Here is a 16,530-nt window from a genome sequence, read left to right on the forward strand (position 1 = left end):
AGTACCAACCCCCTCCCGCAAGTTGGCACCTCCGGTCGCCTCGGAGCCGGGCGGAGCGGCAAGAGGTGCCAACTCGCGGGGGGAAAGGGCGGATGCTTCGCGCGGCGTAGCCTGAAGGGGTGCCGCAGCTGAGCCCTCACCTGAAGACCGTGCCGGGCAGCGGCATCCGCCGCATCTTCGAGATCGCACTGAACCTCGAGGGCGTCACCTTCCTCGCCGTCGGCGAACCCGACATGCCGATCGCTCCGCACATCGCCGAGGCCGCGAAGCGGGCGTGGGACGACGACGACACGAACTACACCGCCAACGCGGGCATCCCGGCGCTGCGCCACGCCTTCGCCGACCGGTTCGCCGCCGTGCACGGCGCGGCCCTTGACCCCGAGCGGGTGTGGGTCACCGTCGGCGGCACGCAGGCGCTGCACCAGGCGGTCGGGCTCGTGCTCGGCCCGGGCGACGAGGTGCTCGTGCCCGACCCCGGCTACACGACGTTCTCGATGAGCCCGCGGATGCTCAGCGCCGTGCCGGTGCCCTATGCGCTGCGCCCTGAGGCCGCGTTCCTGCCCGAGATCGAGCGGCTCGAGCAGTTGATCACCCCTCGGACCCGCGCGCTCATCGTCAACTCGCCCTCCAACCCGCTCGGCACCGTCGTCGACGAGGCGCTCGCGCGCGAGCTGCTGGCCTTCGCCGAGCGGCACGACCTGTGGGTCATCAGCGACGAGGTGTACGAACAGCTCACGTGGGGCGGCCCGCACGTGAGTCTCACGGCGCTCGACACCGCCGCCGGCGGCGGCCGCGTGCTCGGCGTGTTCTCACTGTCGAAGACATATGCCATGACCGGCATCCGCATCGGCTTCCTCATCACGCCCCGCGGCATCGACCACGAGCTGCGCACCGTGCAGGAGGCGATGATCGCGTGCGTCTCGGTGCCAGACCAGCGCGCCGGCGTCGCCGCGCTCGCCGGCGATCAGTCGGCGGTCGAGGCCGCCCGCACCCATTACCGGGGCAACCTCGAGGCCGCGACCGCGCTGCTCGATGAGCGCGGCATCCGCTATCGCGAGCCCGACGGCGCCTTCTATCTGTGGATCGACGTGTCGCACGCGTCGGGTGGCGACGTCGCGGCGTGGGCCGAGCGGTTCCTGCGGGAGCAGCTCGTCGCCGTCGCACCCGGCTCGGCGTTCGGCGCGGCGGGGGAGGGCTGGATCCGCGTGTGCGCGGCGGCCTCGCGCGCCGACCTGCTGCACGGGCTGAGCCTGCTGCCCGCGCCCTGACCGAGCGGCCTCAGCCGAGTTCGGCGGCGAGCCTGCGGGCGACCTCGGCCGACGGCATCCGCTTCGGGAAGACCGCCACGACGACCTCGTCATCCCCCGCGTCGGATGCCGGCAGCACGCCGAACCGTCGGCGCACGTCGTCGAGCGCGTCGCGCAGGGTCGACGCCGGCACCTTCGCGGTGCCGCGGAGCAGCTGGCGCAGCACGTGGTTGTGCACGGCGGTCACGAGGGCGGCGAACCCCACGGCGTCGAGCGGGTCGATGCCGGGCAGGGCGCGGCGCAGGTAGTCGTCGAAGATGCGCTCGTAGCGGAAGACCATGACGATCTCGCGCTCTCGGAGCGCCGGCACCTCGCGCACGATCGCGTAGCGGCGGCGGGCGAGGTCGGGGTCGGCGGCGAAATGGCGGAAGACGTCGAGCGACACCTCGCACACCGCGGCCCACGGGTCGGGGTGGCGCACATCGAGAGCTGCCGGGAGGCTCTCGAGCAGCGCCTCATGATCGGCGAAGACCACGTCTTCCTTCCCGCCGAACTGACGGAAGAAGGTCGAGCGCGAGATTCCGGCCGCCTGCGCGATCTGCTCGACGCTCGTGGCATCGAACCCCTGGCGCGCGAACAGGTCGATCGCCGCGGCCGCGACGGCCGTGCGGGGGTCGGATGCTGCCAGCTCGCTCATGATGACCAGAGCCTAGCGCCGCATCGCGCACGCTCATCCGAACAGGCCGCGGTCATTCGCGCACAGACAGGGGTATTAGGCTGGGGGATTGGTCGAGATATCTCGACATCAAGACGTTTTTCGCGTCACCACCCACATTCGCCCCACCGAAGGATTGCACTGTGGATCTCTACGAGTACCAGGCACGAGACCTTTTCGAGAAGTACGAGGTGCCGGTGCTCGCCGGCATCGTCGCGGACACGCCGGAGGAGGTGCGGGCCGCAGCCGAGAAGATCGGCGGTGTCGTCGTCGTCAAGGCGCAGGTCAAGACCGGCGGCCGCGGCAAGGCCGGCGGCGTGAAGGTCGCCAAGACCCCCGATGAGGCCTACGAGGCCGCCAAGTCCATCCTGGGCCTGGACATCAAGGGCCACATCGTCAAGCGCGTCATGGTCGCCCAGGGCGCCCAGATCGAGAAGGAGTACTACTTCTCGGTGCTGCTCGACCGCGCCAACCGCTCGTACCTGTCGCTGTGCTCGGTCGAAGGCGGCATGGAGATCGAGGAGCTCGCCGTCGAGCGCCCCGACGCGCTCGCCCGCGTCGAGGTCGACCCGCTGCAGGGCATCGACGCCGCCAAGGCGCTCGAGATCGCGAAGGCTGCGAAGTTCGACGACGAGACGGCCGCCAAGGTCGCCGACGTGTTCGTCAAGCTCTTCGACGTCTACAAGGGCGAGGGCGCGACCCTCGTCGAGGTCAACCCGCTCATCCAGGATGCTGCGGGCAACATCATCGCGCTCGACGGCAAGGTGACCCTCGACGACAACGCCACCGAGGTGCGCCACCCCGAGCACGAAGAGCTCGAAGACAAGGACTCGGCCGACCCGCTCGAGGCCAAGGCCAAGGCTGCCGGCCTGAACTACGTCAAGCTCGACGGTCAGGTCGGCATCATCGGCAACGGCGCGGGTCTGGTCATGTCGACCCTCGACGTCGTGGCCTACGCCGGCGAGAACCACGGTGGCGTCAAGCCCGCCAACTTCCTCGACATCGGCGGCGGCGCCTCGGCGACGGTCATGGCCGCGGGCCTGGACGTCATCCTCGGCGATGAGCAGGTCAAGAGCGTCTTCGTCAACGTCTTCGGCGGCATCACGTCGTGCGTCGCGGTCGCGGAGGGCATCGTCAAGGCCCTCGAGATCCTCGGCGACACCGCCACCAAGCCCCTGGTCGTGCGCCTCGACGGCAACCAGGTCGAAGAGGGCCGCGCGATCCTCGCGGCCGCGAACAACCCCCTCGTCACCCTCGCCGCAGGCATGGACGAGGGCGCCGACAAGGCCGCCGAGCTGGCGAACGCCTGAGCCGCAGCATCCGGAATTCGAAGGACTGAGACAACAATGTCGATCTATCTCAACAAGGACTCCAAGGTCATCGTCCAGGGCATCACCGGCGGCGAGGGCACCAAGCACACGGCGCTCATGCTCAAGGCGGGCACCAACGTCGTCGGCGGCGTGAACGCGCGCAAGGCCGGCACGACCGTCTCGCACACCGATGCCGCGGGCAACCCGGTGGAGCTCCCCGTCTTCGCCTCGGTCGCCGAGGCGATCGCGGCCACCGGCGCCGACGTGTCGATCGCTTTCGTGCCCCCCGCGTTCACGAAGGACGCGATGGTCGAGGCCATCGACACCGACATCCCGCTGCTGGTGGTCATCACCGAGGGCGTGCCGGTGGGCGACACCGCCGAGGCCTGGGCCTACGCCAAGAGCCGCGGCAACAAGACCCGCATCATCGGCCCGAACTGCCCAGGCATCATCACGCCGGGCGAGGCGCTCGTCGGCATCACGCCGGCGAACATCACCGGCAAGGGCCCGATCGGCCTCGTGTCGAAGTCGGGCACGCTGACCTACCAGATGATGTTCGAGCTGCGCGACCTCGGCTTCTCGACCGCCATCGGCATCGGCGGCGACCCGATCATCGGCACGACGCACATCGATGCGCTCGAGGCGTTCGAGGCCGACCCCGAGACCAAGGCGATCGTCATGATCGGCGAGATCGGCGGCGACGCCGAGGAGCGTGCGGCCGAGTACATCAAGGCGCACGTCACCAAGCCCGTCGTGGGCTACGTGGCCGGCTTCACCGCCCCCGAGGGCAAGACGATGGGCCACGCCGGCGCCATCGTCTCGGGCTCGGCCGGTACGGCGCAGGCCAAGAAGGAGGCCCTCGAGGCCGCCGGCGTGCGCGTGGGCAAGACGCCGAGCGAGACCGCCGCTCTCATGCGCGAGATCATCGAGGCTCTGTAACCGGAGTTGTTTCGGAGGGCGGGATGCTGCAGCATCCCGCCCTCCGTCGCTTCCGGGCCGTTATCGTGGACAGATGCCGCTGACCGGACAGTACAAGCCCAGCACCGCCGAATGGGCCCGCACCCAGGCCGAGAGATACGAGGCCTCCGGGGGCACCGAGGCGAACCTGCTGCGCGGCGTGCCGATCATCGTGCTGACCACGGTCGGCGCCAAGACCGGCGGCCTGCGCAAGACGGCTCTCATGCGCGTCGAGCACGACGGCGACTACGCGATCGTCGCGTCGAAGGGCGGCACCCCAGACAACCCCGCGTGGTACCACAACGTCGTCGCGCACCCGCACGTCGAGTTGCAGGACGGCGCAGACAAGCGCGACTACACGGCCCGCGAGCTCGCCGGCTCCGAGCGCGACCAGTGGTGGGCGCGCGCCGTCGCGGTGTGGCCCGACTACGCGACCTACCAGACCAAGACCGACCGGCTCATCCCCGTGTTCGTGCTGGAGCCGCTCGAAGACTGACGATGCGGATGCTGCGGCCGCAGCATCCGCTCAGCTCATGCCACGCCGAGCATCGCCTCGATGGGCCCGCGGGCGAAGAAGATCACGAAGCCGGCGCCGACCACCCACAGCAGCGGGTGGATCTGCTTGGCCTTGCCCGAGAATGCGTGCAGCACGATCCAGCTGACGAAGCCCGCGCCGATGCCGTTGGCGATCGAGTAGGTCATCGGCATGACGGTGGCGGTGAGGAACACCGGCAGCAGCACGCGGAAGTCGGTGAAGTCGATCTTCTGGATCTGCGTGAGCATCATCGCGCCCACGAGCACGAGGGCTGCGGCGGCCACGGCGCCCGGCACGAGCGAGGTGAGCGGTGTGAAGAACATCGCCAGCAGGAACATCGCACCGGTCACGACCGAGGCGAGGCCCGTGCGGGCGCCCTCGCCGATGCCCGAACCCGACTCGACGAACACGGTCGCCGACGACGATGAGGTGCCGCCGCCGACGATGGCGCCGACGCCCTCGACGACGAGCGCCGACTTGATGCGCGGGAAATCGCCCTTCTTGTCGGCGAGACCCGCTTCTTCTGCGAGGCCGGTCATGGTGCCCATCGCGTCGAAGAAGTTCGAGAAGAGCAGCGTGAAGACGAACATCACGAGCGCGACGACCGTCACCCGCTGCAGGTCGAACGAGAAGTCGACGGCGCCGACGAGGCTGAGGTCGGGAAGGGCCACGATGCCGCCGGCGAAGCCGAAGTCGAGACCGAACGGCCAGATCGCGTTGAAGACCACCGCCAGGAGCGTTCCGCCGACCAGGGCGATGAGGATCGCGCCCTTGACCCGCAGCGCGATGAGCACGCCGCCGGCGAGCAGCGTGATGATGAACAGGAGGGTCGGGAGGGTCGCGACCGAGCCGCCGACGCCGAGGTCGACCGGCGGCGAGGCGTTGCCGGTGGCGGTGACGAAGCCGGCGTTGACGAAGCCGATGAAGGCGATGAACAGGCCGATGCCGACCGTGATCGCGAGTTTGAGCTGCACCGGCACGGCGTCGAAGATCAGCTTTCGCAGACCGGTCGCGGCGAGCAGCACGATGATGACGCCGTTGATGATCACGAGGGCCATGGCCTCGGGCCACGTGACCGAGCCGACCACCGAGAACGCCAGGAACGCATTGATGCCCAGGCCCGCCGCGAAGGCGAACGGCAGCCTCGTGATCACACCGAACAGCACGGTCATGACGCCGGCGGTCAGCGCGGTGGATGCGGCGACGGCAGAGCCCGACAGCACGGTGCCGGCGACGTCTTCGGTCGACAGGATCAGCGGGTTGAGGATGACGATGTAGGCCATCGTCACGAAGGTGACCAGGCCGCCTCGGATCTCGGTGCCGATGCTCGATCCGCGGGCGCTGATCTCGAAGAAGCGATCGAGGGTGCCGGGGGATTCGGTCTTCGTGCTGGTCATGTCGCACACCTCCGCGCACGAGGTTACTCGGTAGGGTCGATGGCGCATGTACCGCCTGACCGTCGCAATTCTCGCCGCCTTCGACGCACTCGTCGCGGCGGCCGTCGGGCTCGTCGCGATCCTGGCTCCCCTGACCCTCATCTGGGTCGTGCAGTTCGGCGGCGATTGGGCCGCACTGTGGCCGAGCACCGCCGCGATCTGGCAGTTCGGCCACCTCGTGCCGCTCGCGATCACGCTGCCCGACGAGTATCTGGCCGTCACCGGCATCTCGGCGGATGCGGCATCGTTCACCCTCTCGCTCGCTCCGCTCGCGTTCACGGCCTTCACCGCGATCTTCGCGGCCCGTTCCGGCCGGCGTGCGGCGCGCGCCGACGCCTGGGGCTCGGGGGTGCTCAGCGGCGCCGTGGTGTTCGCCGCGATCGCCTGGGCGGTGTGGTTCACGAGCGGCTCGGCCGTGGCTCAGGTGACGCCGTGGCACGCGATCGCGCTGCCGACGCTCGTGTTCGCGCTGCCCTCGTTGGCCGCCGCCGTCGCGCTGGAGTGGAAAGAGGGCGGCGGACTCATCGCCCGCATCGCCGATCGGTTCGAGGCGATCGAGGGCGGCTGGGGCACGCTGCCCTACGCCACGGCCCGCGGCATCGGCATCGTCGCGATGGGACTGGTCGGGTCGGGGGCCGTGGTGACGGCGCTGGCGATCGTGCTGCACGCCGACCAGGCCGTGGCGCTCTACGAGGCGAGCAACCTCGACGCCGCAGGGGCGACCGTCATGACCCTCGCCCAGCTCGCCTACCTTCCCACCCTGGTCGTGTGGGGGCTGTCGTTCGTCGCCGGCCCGGGGTTCGCGCTCGGCGCGGGCACCGCGGTGTCTCCCGCGGCGACGCAGCTGGGCGTCGTGCCGCCGTTCCCGGTGCTGGGTGCCGTGCCGCAGTCGACCGGTTCGTGGATGCTGCTGCTCGCGCTCCTGCCGGTGGCCGCCGGCGTGCTCGGCGGGCTGCGCACGCGCCGACATTTCGCCGCTCACGGCGATCCGGGGCCGTGGCCGCTGCGCGCGGGCGCCGCGGCGCTCATCGCACTCGTCGCGGCGGGCTTCGCCGCGCTGCTGGCGGCGCTGGCGTCGGGGTCGCTCGGCCCCGGCGTGCTCGCCGTCGTCGGCCCTGAGCCCGGCCCCGTCGCCCTCGCCGTGGGCCTCGAGGTGGCGCTGGGCGCGGGCATCGTGCTGCTCGCACCGCGCTCGAACGCCGACCTCGAGCATCCCCTCGCCTCGGGCGAGGAGTTCTCGCGGAGCGAGGACGCCTTCGGGGCAGGGGGCCCTCTGCTCGCCGGATCTCCTCGCTTCGAGCGAGGAGCGGGGGCGGATGCCGACGCCTTCGCGACCCTCGATCTCACGGCCGAGTCGGTCGGTCTCGGCGAGGCCGAGCCCGCGGCCGCGCCCCCGACGGACGAGGGCCCCGACGGCGAGGAGACGCTGGATCTCGGGCCCCGCGGGCCGCGGCTAGACTGATCCGGTGCTCACGGTCGCCGTCCTCATCTCGGGCACGGGGTCGAATCTGCGCGCGCTGCTCGATGCGGCAGCAGCCGCCGACTTCCCCGCGCGCGTGGTCGTCGTCGGCGCCGACCGCGATGCCGATGGGCTCGCCCACGCCGAGGAGTTCGGCATCCCCTCGTTCACGGTGCCGTTCACGCACTACGCGACCCGCGAGGAGTGGGGCCGCGAGCTCGGTGCGCAGCTGGAGGTCTGGCAGCCCGACCTCGTCGTGCTGAGCGGACTCATGCGCCTGCTGCCGACGGAGCTCGTCGAGCGCTGGGCGCCGCAGCTGATCAACACGCACCCCGCCTACCTCCCCGAGTTCCCTGGAGCCCACGGCGTGCGCGACGCGCTCGCCGCCGGCGTCACCGAGACCGGCGCGAGCGTCATCGTCGTCGACGGCGGCGTCGACACCGGGCCGATCCTCGCCCAGGAGCGCGTGCCCGTGCTCCCCGGCGACACCGAGCACACCCTCCACGAGCGCATCAAGCCCGTCGAGCGGCGCCTGCTGATCGAGACCGTGCGGCAGATCGCCGCGGGCGAGCTCGACCTTGCGGCGACAGCATCCGCCCCGTCTTGAACACCCACCCACAGGAGAACCTCCATGGCCGGACCGAGCCACGACCCGTCCCTCTACCGTGAACGCGATGTCGTGCCGATCCGGCGTGCGCTGGTGTCGGTGAGCGACAAGACGAACCTGCTCGAACTCGCCGAGGCGCTCGCCGGCGCCGGGGTCGAGATCGTCTCGACCGGCTCGACCGCCGCGACCATCCGCGACGCGGGCTTCGCCGTCACCGACGTGGCCGCCGTGACCGGGTTCCCCGAATCGCTCGACGGGCGCGTGAAGACCCTGCACCCCGGCGTGCACGCTGGGCTGCTGGCCGACCGGCGCCTCGAAGACCACGAGCGGCAGCTCGAGCAGCTGGGCATCAAGCCGTTCGAGCTCGTCGTCGTCAACCTCTACCCATTCGTCGAGACCGTCGCCTCCGGCGCGGCCGGCGACGACGTGGTCGAGCAGATCGACATCGGGGGGCCCGCCATGGTGCGCGCGTCGGCGAAGAACTTCGCCAACGTCGCGATCGTCGTCTCGCCCGAGTCGTACCCGGCCGTCATCGCCTCGATCGACGCCGGCGGCACGTCTCTCTCGCAGCGTCGCGACCTGGCGGCCCGCGCCTTCGCGCACACGGCGGCCTACGACCGCGCCGTCGCGGAGTGGTTCAGCGAAGAGACCCTCGCCTCCGAAGAGACCCTGCCGCAGCACCTCACGATCAAGGCCGAGCGCCTCGAGACCCTGCGCTACGGCGAGAACTCGCACCAGCGCGCCGCGATCTACACGCGCATCGGCGGCCACGGCATCGCCCAGGCGACACAGCTGCAGGGCAAGGAGATGTCGTACAACAACTACGTCGACGCCGACGCGGCCCTGCGCGCGGCCTACGACCTGGTCAAGCCCGCCGTCGCGATCATCAAGCACGCGAACCCCTGCGGCATCGCCGTCGCCGCCCCGCAGGCGCTCGACCCGATCGCCTCGGCGCACCTGCGCGCCCACGAGTGCGACCCGGTGTCGGCCTTCGGCGGGGTGATCGCCGCCAACCGCACCGTGACCCTCAAGATGGCCGAGAACCTGCGCGACATCTTCACCGAGGTGATCGTGGCGCCCGACTTCGAGCCCGAGGCGCTGCAGCTGTTCCGCCTCAAGAAGAATCTGCGCGTGCTCAAGCTCCCCGCCGACTGGCAGCAGGAGCGCATGGACGTGCGCCTGGTGTCGGGCGGTCTGCTGCTGCAGGATGCCGACCGGTTCCCGGCCGAGATCGAGTCGCTCGTCGACTCGTGGCAGCTCGTCACGGGCGAGCGCCCCGCCGACGACCAGCTGGCGAACCTCTCGTTCGCGTGGAAGACGTGCCGCGCCGTCAAGTCCAACGCGATCGTGCTCGCGAAGGCCTCGGCGACCGTCGGCATCGGCATGGGCCAGGTCAACCGCGTCGACTCGTGCCGCCTGGCGGTGGAGCGTGCGGGTGAGCGGGCCGCGGGGTCGGTCGCAGCATCCGACGCGTTCTTCCCCTTCGCCGACGGGCCGCAGGTGCTCATCGACGCCGGCATCACGACGATCATCCAGCCGGGCGGATCGGTGCGCGACCAGGAGGTCATCGACGCCGCGCAGGCCGCCGGCGTGACGATGTACTTCACGGGCGAGCGCCACTTCTTCCACTGAGCTCGTCGGGTCGGCCGACTGCCGAGATCAGGTGATCTCGGCAGCGCAGGTCGTTCGGGCGCGGATCGTCCTGTGCTGGCCGAATCACCTGATCTGGTCGAAGCGGATGCTGCCACCGCCGTGTCCGATTTCCGCGAGCCGAGGGGGTCGGGGCGTGTCAGGCTAGGGACATGCCCACCGCAGCCATGACCTTCGACGAGCGCTACCGCGCGATCGACGCGCGCGACGCGCGCTTCGACGGGCAGTTCGTCACGGCGGTGCGCTCCACCGGCATCTACTGCCGCCCGTCGTGTCCCGCACGCACACCGAAGCCCGCGAACGTCACGTTCTACCCGACCTCGGCGGCAGCGCACGAGGCCGGCTACCGCGCGTGCAAGCGGTGCCTGCCCGAAGCCGCTCCCGGCTCGCCGGAGTGGAACCTCCGCGGCGACGCCGCCGCCCGCGCCATGCGGCTCATCGCCGACGGCGTCGTCGAGCGCGAGGGCGTGCCCGGCCTCGCGGCGCGCCTGGGATATTCGAGCCGTCACCTCACGCGGATGCTGTCGGCCGAGCTCGGCGCGGGGCCGCTGGCCCTGGCCCGCGCCCACCGCGCGCACACGGCGCGGATGCTGCTGGTCGGCACCGACCTGCCCGCCGCCGATGTCGCCTTCTCGGCGGGGTTCGCCAGCATCCGCCAGTTCAACGACACGGTGCGCGAGGTGTTCGGGCTCACGCCGCTCGAACTGCGGGCGCGGCGGCCGGCGGGCGGCGTGCGGTCGCGCGGCGAGGGTGACCCCTCGACAGGGCAGGGGACCGGGGGAGGCTCGGCGACCGGGGGAGCGTCAGCGGCGGGAGGCTCGCTCGGCGAGATCGTGCTCGCGCTGCCCTACCGGCCGCCGTTCGACGCCGCGGGGCTGTTCGCCTGGATGTCGGCTCGCGCGCTCCCGGGCGTCGAGCACGCCGACGAGACCTCGTTCGTCCGCACGCTGCGGCTGCCGGCCGGTCCCGCGTGGTTCGAGCTGCGCGCCGACGGCGACCGGATGCGGCTGCGTGCGCGCCTGACGGCCCTCCGCGACCTGCCGGTGCTCGTCGCCCGTGCGCGGCGGCTGTTCGACCTCGACGCCGACCCCGTGGCCGTCGATGCGGCGCTGTCGCAGCATCCGGAGCTCGCACCGCTGGTCGCGCAGACCCCTGGCATGCGTGTGCCGGGAGCCGCCGACCCGCACGAGATGCTCATCCGCGCGATGGTCGGCCAGCAGATCACCGTCGTCGCGGCCCGCACGGCGCTCACCGGCCTCGCCGACGCGCTCGGCGAGCGGGTCGAGGGCGACGGCTGCGAGAGCGTGCTGTTCCCCACGATGGCGGCGATCGCCGAACGCGGCCACGAGGTGCTGCGGGGGCCCGCCGCACGCATCCGTGCGATCACGGGAGCGGCGGCCGCCCTCGCCGACGGCTCGCTCGTGCTCACCTCCGGCGACGACGGCGCGGCCCAGCGCGCGGCGCTGCTCGCGATGCCCGGCATCGGCCCGTGGACCGCCGATTACGTGCGGATGCGGGTGCTCGGCGACCCCGACATCACCCTGCCGGGCGACGTCGCGGTGCGCGCCGGGGCGGCCGCCGTCGGCATCCCGTCCGATCCGCGCGGCTACGAGGCGTGGGCGTCGCGCACCGCGCCGTGGCGCTCGTACGCGACGGCGCATCTGTGGCGCGCCGCGCCGGTGCGGCCTGCCCACGCGGCTCGCGCGAACCGCATCGACCTCCCCGACCCGATCGTGCACAAGGAGCCCTCATGACCGCCCTCATCCAGACCGTCGCGACCCCCGACGGCGCCTTCACACTGCTGGTCGACGACCGGCAGCGGGTGCTCGCCAGCGGCTGGACGGCCGACCCCGCCGCGATCCTCGCGCGGGTCAAGGCCGCCCCCGCCGACATCGCAGACGGCGAGACGGATGCCGCAGCCGCCGTCGCCGCCTACTACGCGGGCGACCTCGCCGCCCTCGACGCCGTCGAGGTCTCGCAGCCCGGCACCGCCCTCCAGCAGGCGGGGTGGGCGGCGCTGCGGCGCATCGCGCCGGGGCGCCCGCTGAGCTACAGCGAGTTCGCTGCGGCCCTCGGCCAGCCGCGGGCCGTGCGGGCAGCGGCATCCATCTGCGCCCGCAACGCGCCCGCCCTGTTCGTGCCGTGCCACCGCGTACTGCGCGGCGATGGGAGTCTCGGCGGCTTCGCATGGGGCGTCGAGGTCAAGCGCAGCCTGCTCGAGCGCGAAGCCGAGGCGGCCGCCGCGGCGGCCTGAGCCGCTTCGCCGCCACCCACAGCATCCTCGGAAAGACGATCACCGGATCGCTCGACGCCGCCGTCTCCTGCCCCCAGTGCGGCGACGTCGTCTTGCTCGGTCTTCCATGTGGCACACATAGCGGGTTCAGCACGCCCCGAGCCCTTCATGTGTGCCACATGGTTGCCGAGAGAGGCGGATGCTGTCGCCACCAGGTGTGCCACATGGGCACTTCGAGGGTGGTCGAGCCCTTCATGTGTGCCACATGGTTGGGAAGAGGGGGAGGGCGCAGGGCGAGGGCGAAGGGCGAGGGCGCAGGGCGAGGGCGCAGGGCGAGGGCGCAGGGCGAGGGCGAAGGGCGAGGGCATGGCGGCGAGGTTGCACCCAGGCAACTCACAGGCTTAAGCTGGAGGGCTGTCGCGTCGCTCCGGCGACCGACGGTCCCGTCAACCGATTCCAGGAGGAAGCAATGTATCCGGTCATCGTCTCAACGAAGCCCGCCGCCATCCTCCCCGTCGGGGGACGTCGGACCCACGAGGGATAGTCGACATATCGACTCCTGACGCGGCATAGTCCCGCCTCCTCTCGCGTTCTCTCCGACAGGGCTGCACGTTCCTGCGGCTGCGCCGCGCCCTGCCCTCCGTCGCCATCGCGACTTCGCACCACCACTCCCACAAGGCGCTCATGACCACGCAATCCCCGCTCAGACTCTCCACACCCAGAGCCCTGGCGCGCATCATCCCCTTCGCCCGGCCCGCTTTCGGCCGCCTCATCGCAGGCATGGGCGCCGCCTTCGGCGCGGCCCTGGTGAGCCTGCTCATCCCGCTCGTGCTGCAGGCCGCCGTCGATGGCCCGATGGCCTCCGGCGACGTGGGCCTCATCGTCTGGGCGTCCGTCGGTGTGCTCGCCCTCGGCGTGCTCGAGGCGCTGTTCGTGTACCTGCGCCGCGCCTTCGTGCTGACGCCGGCGACCCGTGTCGAATACGACATGCGCATGACCTTCTACAAGCGGCTGCAGCGGCTGCCGGTGTCGTTCCACGACAAGTGGCAGTCGGGGCAGCTGCTCAGCCGCATGATGCAGGACATCAACCTCATCCGCCGCTGGCTCGCGTTCGGCCTGATCCTGCTCGTGGTCAACGTGCTGACCATCATCATCGGCGCGTTCCTGCTGTTCCGCTGGCACTGGGCGCTGGGCACCACCTTCATCGTCGTCTCGATCCCGCTGTGGTTCTTCGGCTATCGCTTCGAGCGCCGCTACGGCGTGCTCGCACGCCAGAGCCAGGACCAGGCCGGCGACCTCGCGACCGCCGTCGAAGAGAGCGTGCACGGCATCCGCGTGCTCAAGGCGTTCGGCCGCGGCAAGCACGCGCTGCAGAAGTTCGCCCGCCAGGTCGAATCGCTCAAGCAGACCGAGCTCGGCAAGGCCCGAGAAGTGGGCGTGCTGTGGTTCTGGCTCGAGGTCGTGCCGATGGTCGCCTTCGCCCTGTGCCTGCTCATCGGCATCTGGCTGGCCAGCACCGGCCAGCTCACCGTCGGCGAGCTGTTCGCGTTCTTCGCGATGGCCACTGCCCTGCGCTGGCCGCTCGAGTCGCTCGGCTTCCTCTTCTCGTTCCTCGTCGACGCGCGCACCGCGACCGACCGCATCTTCGAGGTGCTCGACGAAGAGAACGACATCGTCGACCCCGAGAACCCGGCGACCATCGCCGAGCCTCGAGGCGAGCTCGCGTTCCGCGGCGTGCATTTCCGCTATCAGGATGCCGCCGCCACCGAGCGCGACCTGCTCGACGGCGTCGACCTCGTGCTCGAGCCTGGCGAGACGATGGCCCTCGTGGGCCTGACCGGCTCGGGCAAGACCACCCTGACGACCCTGCCGACGCGCCTGTACGACGTGACCGACGGGGCCGTCGAACTCGACGGCGTCGACGTGCGCGACCTGCGGCTCGAAGAGCTGCGCCGCCACATCTCGATGGCGTTCGAAGACGCGACGCTGTTCTCGGCATCCGTCCGCGAGAACGTCCTGCTCGGACGCGACGACCTCGACGTGCGCAGCCCCGAGGCCGACGCCGTGCTGGCCGAGGCGCTCGAGATCGCGCAGGCCGGCTTCGTGCACGACCTCCCCGAGGGCGTCGACACGACCGTCGGCGAAGAGGGACTGAGCCTGTCGGGCGGTCAGCGGCAGCGCCTGGCGCTCGCCCGCGCCGTCGCCGCGCGCCCCGCCGTGCTCGTGCTCGACGACCCGCTGTCGGCGCTCGACGTCGACACCGAGGCGCTCGTCGAGGCGGCGCTGCGCCGCGTGCTGGCCACGACGACAGCGCTCATCATCGCGCACCGCCCGTCGACGGTCGCGCTCGCCGACCGCGTCGCGGTGCTCGAAGACGGCCGCATCACGGCGGTGGGCACCCACCACGAGCTGCTGCGAGACAGCGCGCACTACCGGCACGTCATCTCGAGCCTCGAGGCCGAGGAGCAGCGCCAGAAAGAGCTTCGATACGAGCCGTACGGCTCGGCCCGCGAAACGGAGGTGAACCGATGACCCCCTCGACCGTTCAGGGCACCCGCGGCGAAGACCGCCACGAGTACACCAAGGAGGAGAGCAAGGCGATCCGCACCCGCTCGCTGCGGCTGCTCGGCTCGCTCATCTCGCCGATGAAGGGCCTGGTCGCCCTCACGGCGCTCGTACTGGTCGCCTCCACCGGCCTGCGGGTGCTCGGCCCCGCCCTCATCGCCTACGGCATCGACACGGCGCTGCCGGCGGCGGTCGATCAGGCCGACTGGATGCCGGCCTTCGGCGTCGTGGCCGTCTACATCGTCACGGGTGTCGCCGGTGCCGCGCTGATCGGCTGGTTCACGGTGCTGTCGGCACGGCTCACCCAGGCCGTGCTGATGAACCTGCGCACGCGCATCTTCCGTCACACGCAGCGCCTGAGCCTCGAGTTCCACGAGACCTACACCTCTGGGCGCATCATCTCGCGCCAGACCAGTGACCTCGAATCGATCAGGGAACTGCTCGACGGCGGCCTCAACCAGCTCGTGCAGGGCTCGCTCTACGGCATCTTCACCCTCGTCGCGCTGTTCCTGCTCGACTGGCAGAGCGGCGCGGTGCTCGTGCTCATGGGCGTGCCGCTGGCTCTGCTCATGCGGTGGTTCTACCTCGAGTCGCAGAAGGGCTTCCGCCTCTCTCGGGTCGTGAGCGCGCGGCTGATCGTGCAGTTCGTCGAGACGATGACCGGCATCCGCGCCGTCAAGGCGTTCCGCAAAGAGAAGCGCAACGACGAGGAGTTCGGCGACATCGCCGACGAATACCGCTCGGTCAACCTGAAGCTCGTCAAGCTCTACGGCGTGCTCGACCCCGGACTGATCCTGCTCGCGAACATCACGATGGCGGTCGTGCTGCTGTGGGGCGGCCTGCGGGTCGTCGACGGGGGCCTCGAGATCGGCGTGCTGCTGGCGGCCGTGCTCTACATCCGCAACTTCTTCAGCCCGCTGGAGGAGATCGCGATGTTCCTGAACTCCTACCAGTCGGCGAACGCCGCGCTCGAGAAGGTGTCGGGTGTGCTGGAAGAGGAGCCGACCGTGCCCGACCCGGCCGCGCCGGTCGACCTCTGGACCTCGAAGGGCCACATCCGCTTCGACGACGTCGAGTTCGGCTACGGCTCCGATCGCATCGTGCTGCCCGACTTCTCGCTCGACATCCCGGCGGGTCAGACGATCGCCCTGGTCGGCACGACGGGCGCCGGCAAGTCGACGCTCGCCAAGCTCGTCTCGCGGTTCTACGACCCGACCAAGGGCGCGGTGACCCTCGACGGGGTCGACCTGCGGTCGCTGCATCCGAAAGACCTGCGCAGGGCCATCGTCATGGTGACGCAGGAGGCCTACCTGTTCAGCGGCACCGTCGCCGACAACATCGCGCTCGGCAAGCCCGACGCGACGCTCGACGAGATCCAGGCGGCCGCCCGCGCGGTCGGCGCGCACGGGTTCATCTCGGCGCTCCCCGACGGCTATGCCACCGACGTCAACAAGCGCGGCGGCCGGGTCTCGGCCGGGCAGCGCCAGTTGATCTCGTTCGCCCGGGCGTTCCTGGCGGATCCGGCGGTGCTCATCCTCGATGAGGCCACGGCTTCCCTCGACATCCCGAGCGAGCGGCAGATCCAGGAGGCCCTGCAGACGCTGCTGGCCGACCGCACGGCGATCATCATCGCGCACCGCCTGTCGACGGTCGCGATCGCCGATCGGGTGCTCGTGATGGAGCACGGCCGCATCATCGAAGACGACACCCCCGCCGAGCTCATCGCGGGCACGGGCAAGTTCGCGCAGCTGCACGCCGCCTGGCGCGAGTCGCTGGTCTGAGCTCGGTGCCCTGAGCGCGCGAGACCGCGCGTGCG

At 70.9% G+C, this 16,530-nt stretch carries 13 protein-coding genes; 11 read left to right on the plus strand and 2 right to left on the minus strand.

What is annotated here, in order from left to right; genetic code table 11:
• The first annotated feature begins 119 nt into the window (after nucleotides 1–119).
• Nucleotides 120–1,268 (plus strand): pyridoxal phosphate-dependent aminotransferase, encoded by a 1,149-nt coding sequence (locus tag OAW74_RS01680; RefSeq protein WP_262872596.1) that lies wholly within the window; start codon nucleotides 120–122, stop codon nucleotides 1,266–1,268.
• 10 nt (nucleotides 1,269–1,278) lie between these two features.
• Here the strand turns inward: OAW74_RS01680 and OAW74_RS01685 are convergent, their stop codons facing one another.
• The gene (locus tag OAW74_RS01685) at nucleotides 1,279–1,944 is read right to left on the minus strand and encodes a TetR/AcrR family transcriptional regulator (RefSeq protein WP_262872597.1); all 666 of its coding nucleotides are present in this window, start codon (nucleotides 1,942–1,944) and stop codon (nucleotides 1,279–1,281) included.
• A 161-nt stretch (nucleotides 1,945–2,105) separates the two neighbouring features.
• On the opposite strand from OAW74_RS01685, the gene sucC reads away from it, so the two are divergent.
• The 3 genes from sucC to OAW74_RS01700 all read left to right on the plus strand — a co-directional run bounded on the left by sucC (nucleotide 2,106) and on the right by OAW74_RS01700 (nucleotide 4,725).
• The gene (gene sucC / locus OAW74_RS01690; RefSeq protein ID WP_262872598.1) at nucleotides 2,106–3,272 is read left to right on the plus strand and encodes an ADP-forming succinate--CoA ligase subunit beta; all 1,167 of its coding nucleotides are present in this window, start codon (nucleotides 2,106–2,108) and stop codon (nucleotides 3,270–3,272) included.
• Between the two features lie 36 nt (nucleotides 3,273–3,308).
• Complete coding sequence (gene sucD, locus OAW74_RS01695) at nucleotides 3,309–4,211, plus strand: succinate--CoA ligase subunit alpha (RefSeq protein ID WP_262872599.1); 903 nt, start codon at nucleotides 3,309–3,311, stop codon at nucleotides 4,209–4,211.
• 73 nt (nucleotides 4,212–4,284) lie between these two features.
• Entirely contained in the window at nucleotides 4,285–4,725 is a 441-nt protein-coding gene (locus OAW74_RS01700) for a nitroreductase family deazaflavin-dependent oxidoreductase (RefSeq protein ID WP_262872600.1), read from the plus strand.
• A 35-nt stretch (nucleotides 4,726–4,760) separates the two neighbouring features.
• On the opposite strand, the gene OAW74_RS01705 is transcribed toward OAW74_RS01700, so the two are convergent.
• Nucleotides 4,761–6,161 (minus strand): NCS2 family permease, encoded by a 1,401-nt coding sequence (locus OAW74_RS01705; protein WP_262872601.1) that lies wholly within the window; start codon nucleotides 6,159–6,161, stop codon nucleotides 4,761–4,763.
• 46 nt (nucleotides 6,162–6,207) lie between these two features.
• Between OAW74_RS01705 and OAW74_RS01710 the strand changes: the two genes are divergently transcribed.
• From OAW74_RS01710 to OAW74_RS01740, 7 genes are all read left to right on the plus strand, one after another.
• On the plus strand, nucleotides 6,208–7,662 hold the full coding sequence (locus OAW74_RS01710; RefSeq protein WP_262872602.1) for a cell division protein PerM: 1,455 nt from the start codon (nucleotides 6,208–6,210) through the stop codon (nucleotides 7,660–7,662).
• A gap of 4 nt (nucleotides 7,663–7,666) precedes the next feature.
• Nucleotides 7,667–8,266, plus strand: a complete 600-nt coding sequence (gene purN, locus OAW74_RS01715) for a phosphoribosylglycinamide formyltransferase (RefSeq protein WP_262872603.1) — start codon at nucleotides 7,667–7,669, stop codon at nucleotides 8,264–8,266.
• A 24-nt stretch (nucleotides 8,267–8,290) separates the two neighbouring features.
• Nucleotides 8,291–9,898 (plus strand): bifunctional phosphoribosylaminoimidazolecarboxamide formyltransferase/IMP cyclohydrolase, encoded by a 1,608-nt coding sequence (purH, locus tag OAW74_RS01720; protein ID WP_262872604.1) that lies wholly within the window; start codon nucleotides 8,291–8,293, stop codon nucleotides 9,896–9,898.
• Between the two features lie 170 nt (nucleotides 9,899–10,068).
• Nucleotides 10,069–11,670 (plus strand): DNA-3-methyladenine glycosylase 2 family protein, encoded by a 1,602-nt coding sequence (locus OAW74_RS01725; RefSeq protein WP_262872605.1) that lies wholly within the window; start codon nucleotides 10,069–10,071, stop codon nucleotides 11,668–11,670.
• Nucleotides 11,667–12,170 carry a methylated-DNA--[protein]-cysteine S-methyltransferase gene (locus OAW74_RS01730; RefSeq protein ID WP_262872606.1) on the plus strand — a complete coding sequence of 168 codons (504 nt, stop codon included), beginning with the start codon at nucleotides 11,667–11,669 and terminating at the stop codon, nucleotides 12,168–12,170. Before OAW74_RS01725 ends, OAW74_RS01730 begins: the two co-directional genes overlap by 4 nt.
• 663 nt (nucleotides 12,171–12,833) lie before the next feature.
• Nucleotides 12,834–14,681 carry an ABC transporter ATP-binding protein gene (locus OAW74_RS01735; RefSeq protein ID WP_262872607.1) on the plus strand — a complete coding sequence of 616 codons (1,848 nt, stop codon included), beginning with the start codon at nucleotides 12,834–12,836 and terminating at the stop codon, nucleotides 14,679–14,681.
• Complete coding sequence (locus OAW74_RS01740) at nucleotides 14,678–16,495, plus strand: ABC transporter ATP-binding protein (RefSeq protein WP_262872608.1); 1,818 nt, start codon at nucleotides 14,678–14,680, stop codon at nucleotides 16,493–16,495. Before OAW74_RS01735 ends, OAW74_RS01740 begins: the two co-directional genes overlap by 4 nt.
• Nucleotides 16,496–16,530 lie beyond the last annotated feature (35 nt).

This window comes from Microbacterium fluvii, assembly GCF_025515205.1.
In the GTDB taxonomy this organism is placed as follows: domain Bacteria; phylum Actinomycetota; class Actinomycetes; order Actinomycetales; family Microbacteriaceae; genus Microbacterium; species Microbacterium fluvii.

Excerpts from the sequence above, each read along its gene's own strand:
- OAW74_RS01685 (WP_262872597.1), bottom strand. The coding sequence starts at position 1,944 with ATGAGCGAGCTGGCAGCATCCGACCCCCGCACGGCCGTCGCGGCCGCG.
- sucD (WP_262872599.1), top strand. The coding sequence starts at position 3,309 with ATGTCGATCTATCTCAACAAGGACTCCAAGGTCATCGTCCAGGGCATC.
- OAW74_RS01700 (WP_262872600.1), top strand. The coding sequence starts at position 4,285 with ATGCCGCTGACCGGACAGTACAAGCCCAGCACCGCCGAATGGGCCCGC.
- OAW74_RS01705 (WP_262872601.1), bottom strand. The coding sequence starts at position 6,161 with ATGACCAGCACGAAGACCGAATCCCCCGGCACCCTCGATCGCTTCTTC.
- OAW74_RS01710 (WP_262872602.1), top strand. The coding sequence starts at position 6,208 with ATGTACCGCCTGACCGTCGCAATTCTCGCCGCCTTCGACGCACTCGTC.
- purH (WP_262872604.1), top strand. The coding sequence starts at position 8,291 with ATGGCCGGACCGAGCCACGACCCGTCCCTCTACCGTGAACGCGATGTC.
- OAW74_RS01725 (WP_262872605.1), top strand. The coding sequence starts at position 10,069 with ATGCCCACCGCAGCCATGACCTTCGACGAGCGCTACCGCGCGATCGAC.
- OAW74_RS01730 (WP_262872606.1), top strand. The coding sequence starts at position 11,667 with ATGACCGCCCTCATCCAGACCGTCGCGACCCCCGACGGCGCCTTCACA.
- OAW74_RS01735 (WP_262872607.1), top strand. The coding sequence starts at position 12,834 with ATGACCACGCAATCCCCGCTCAGACTCTCCACACCCAGAGCCCTGGCG.
- OAW74_RS01740 (WP_262872608.1), top strand. The coding sequence starts at position 14,678 with ATGACCCCCTCGACCGTTCAGGGCACCCGCGGCGAAGACCGCCACGAG.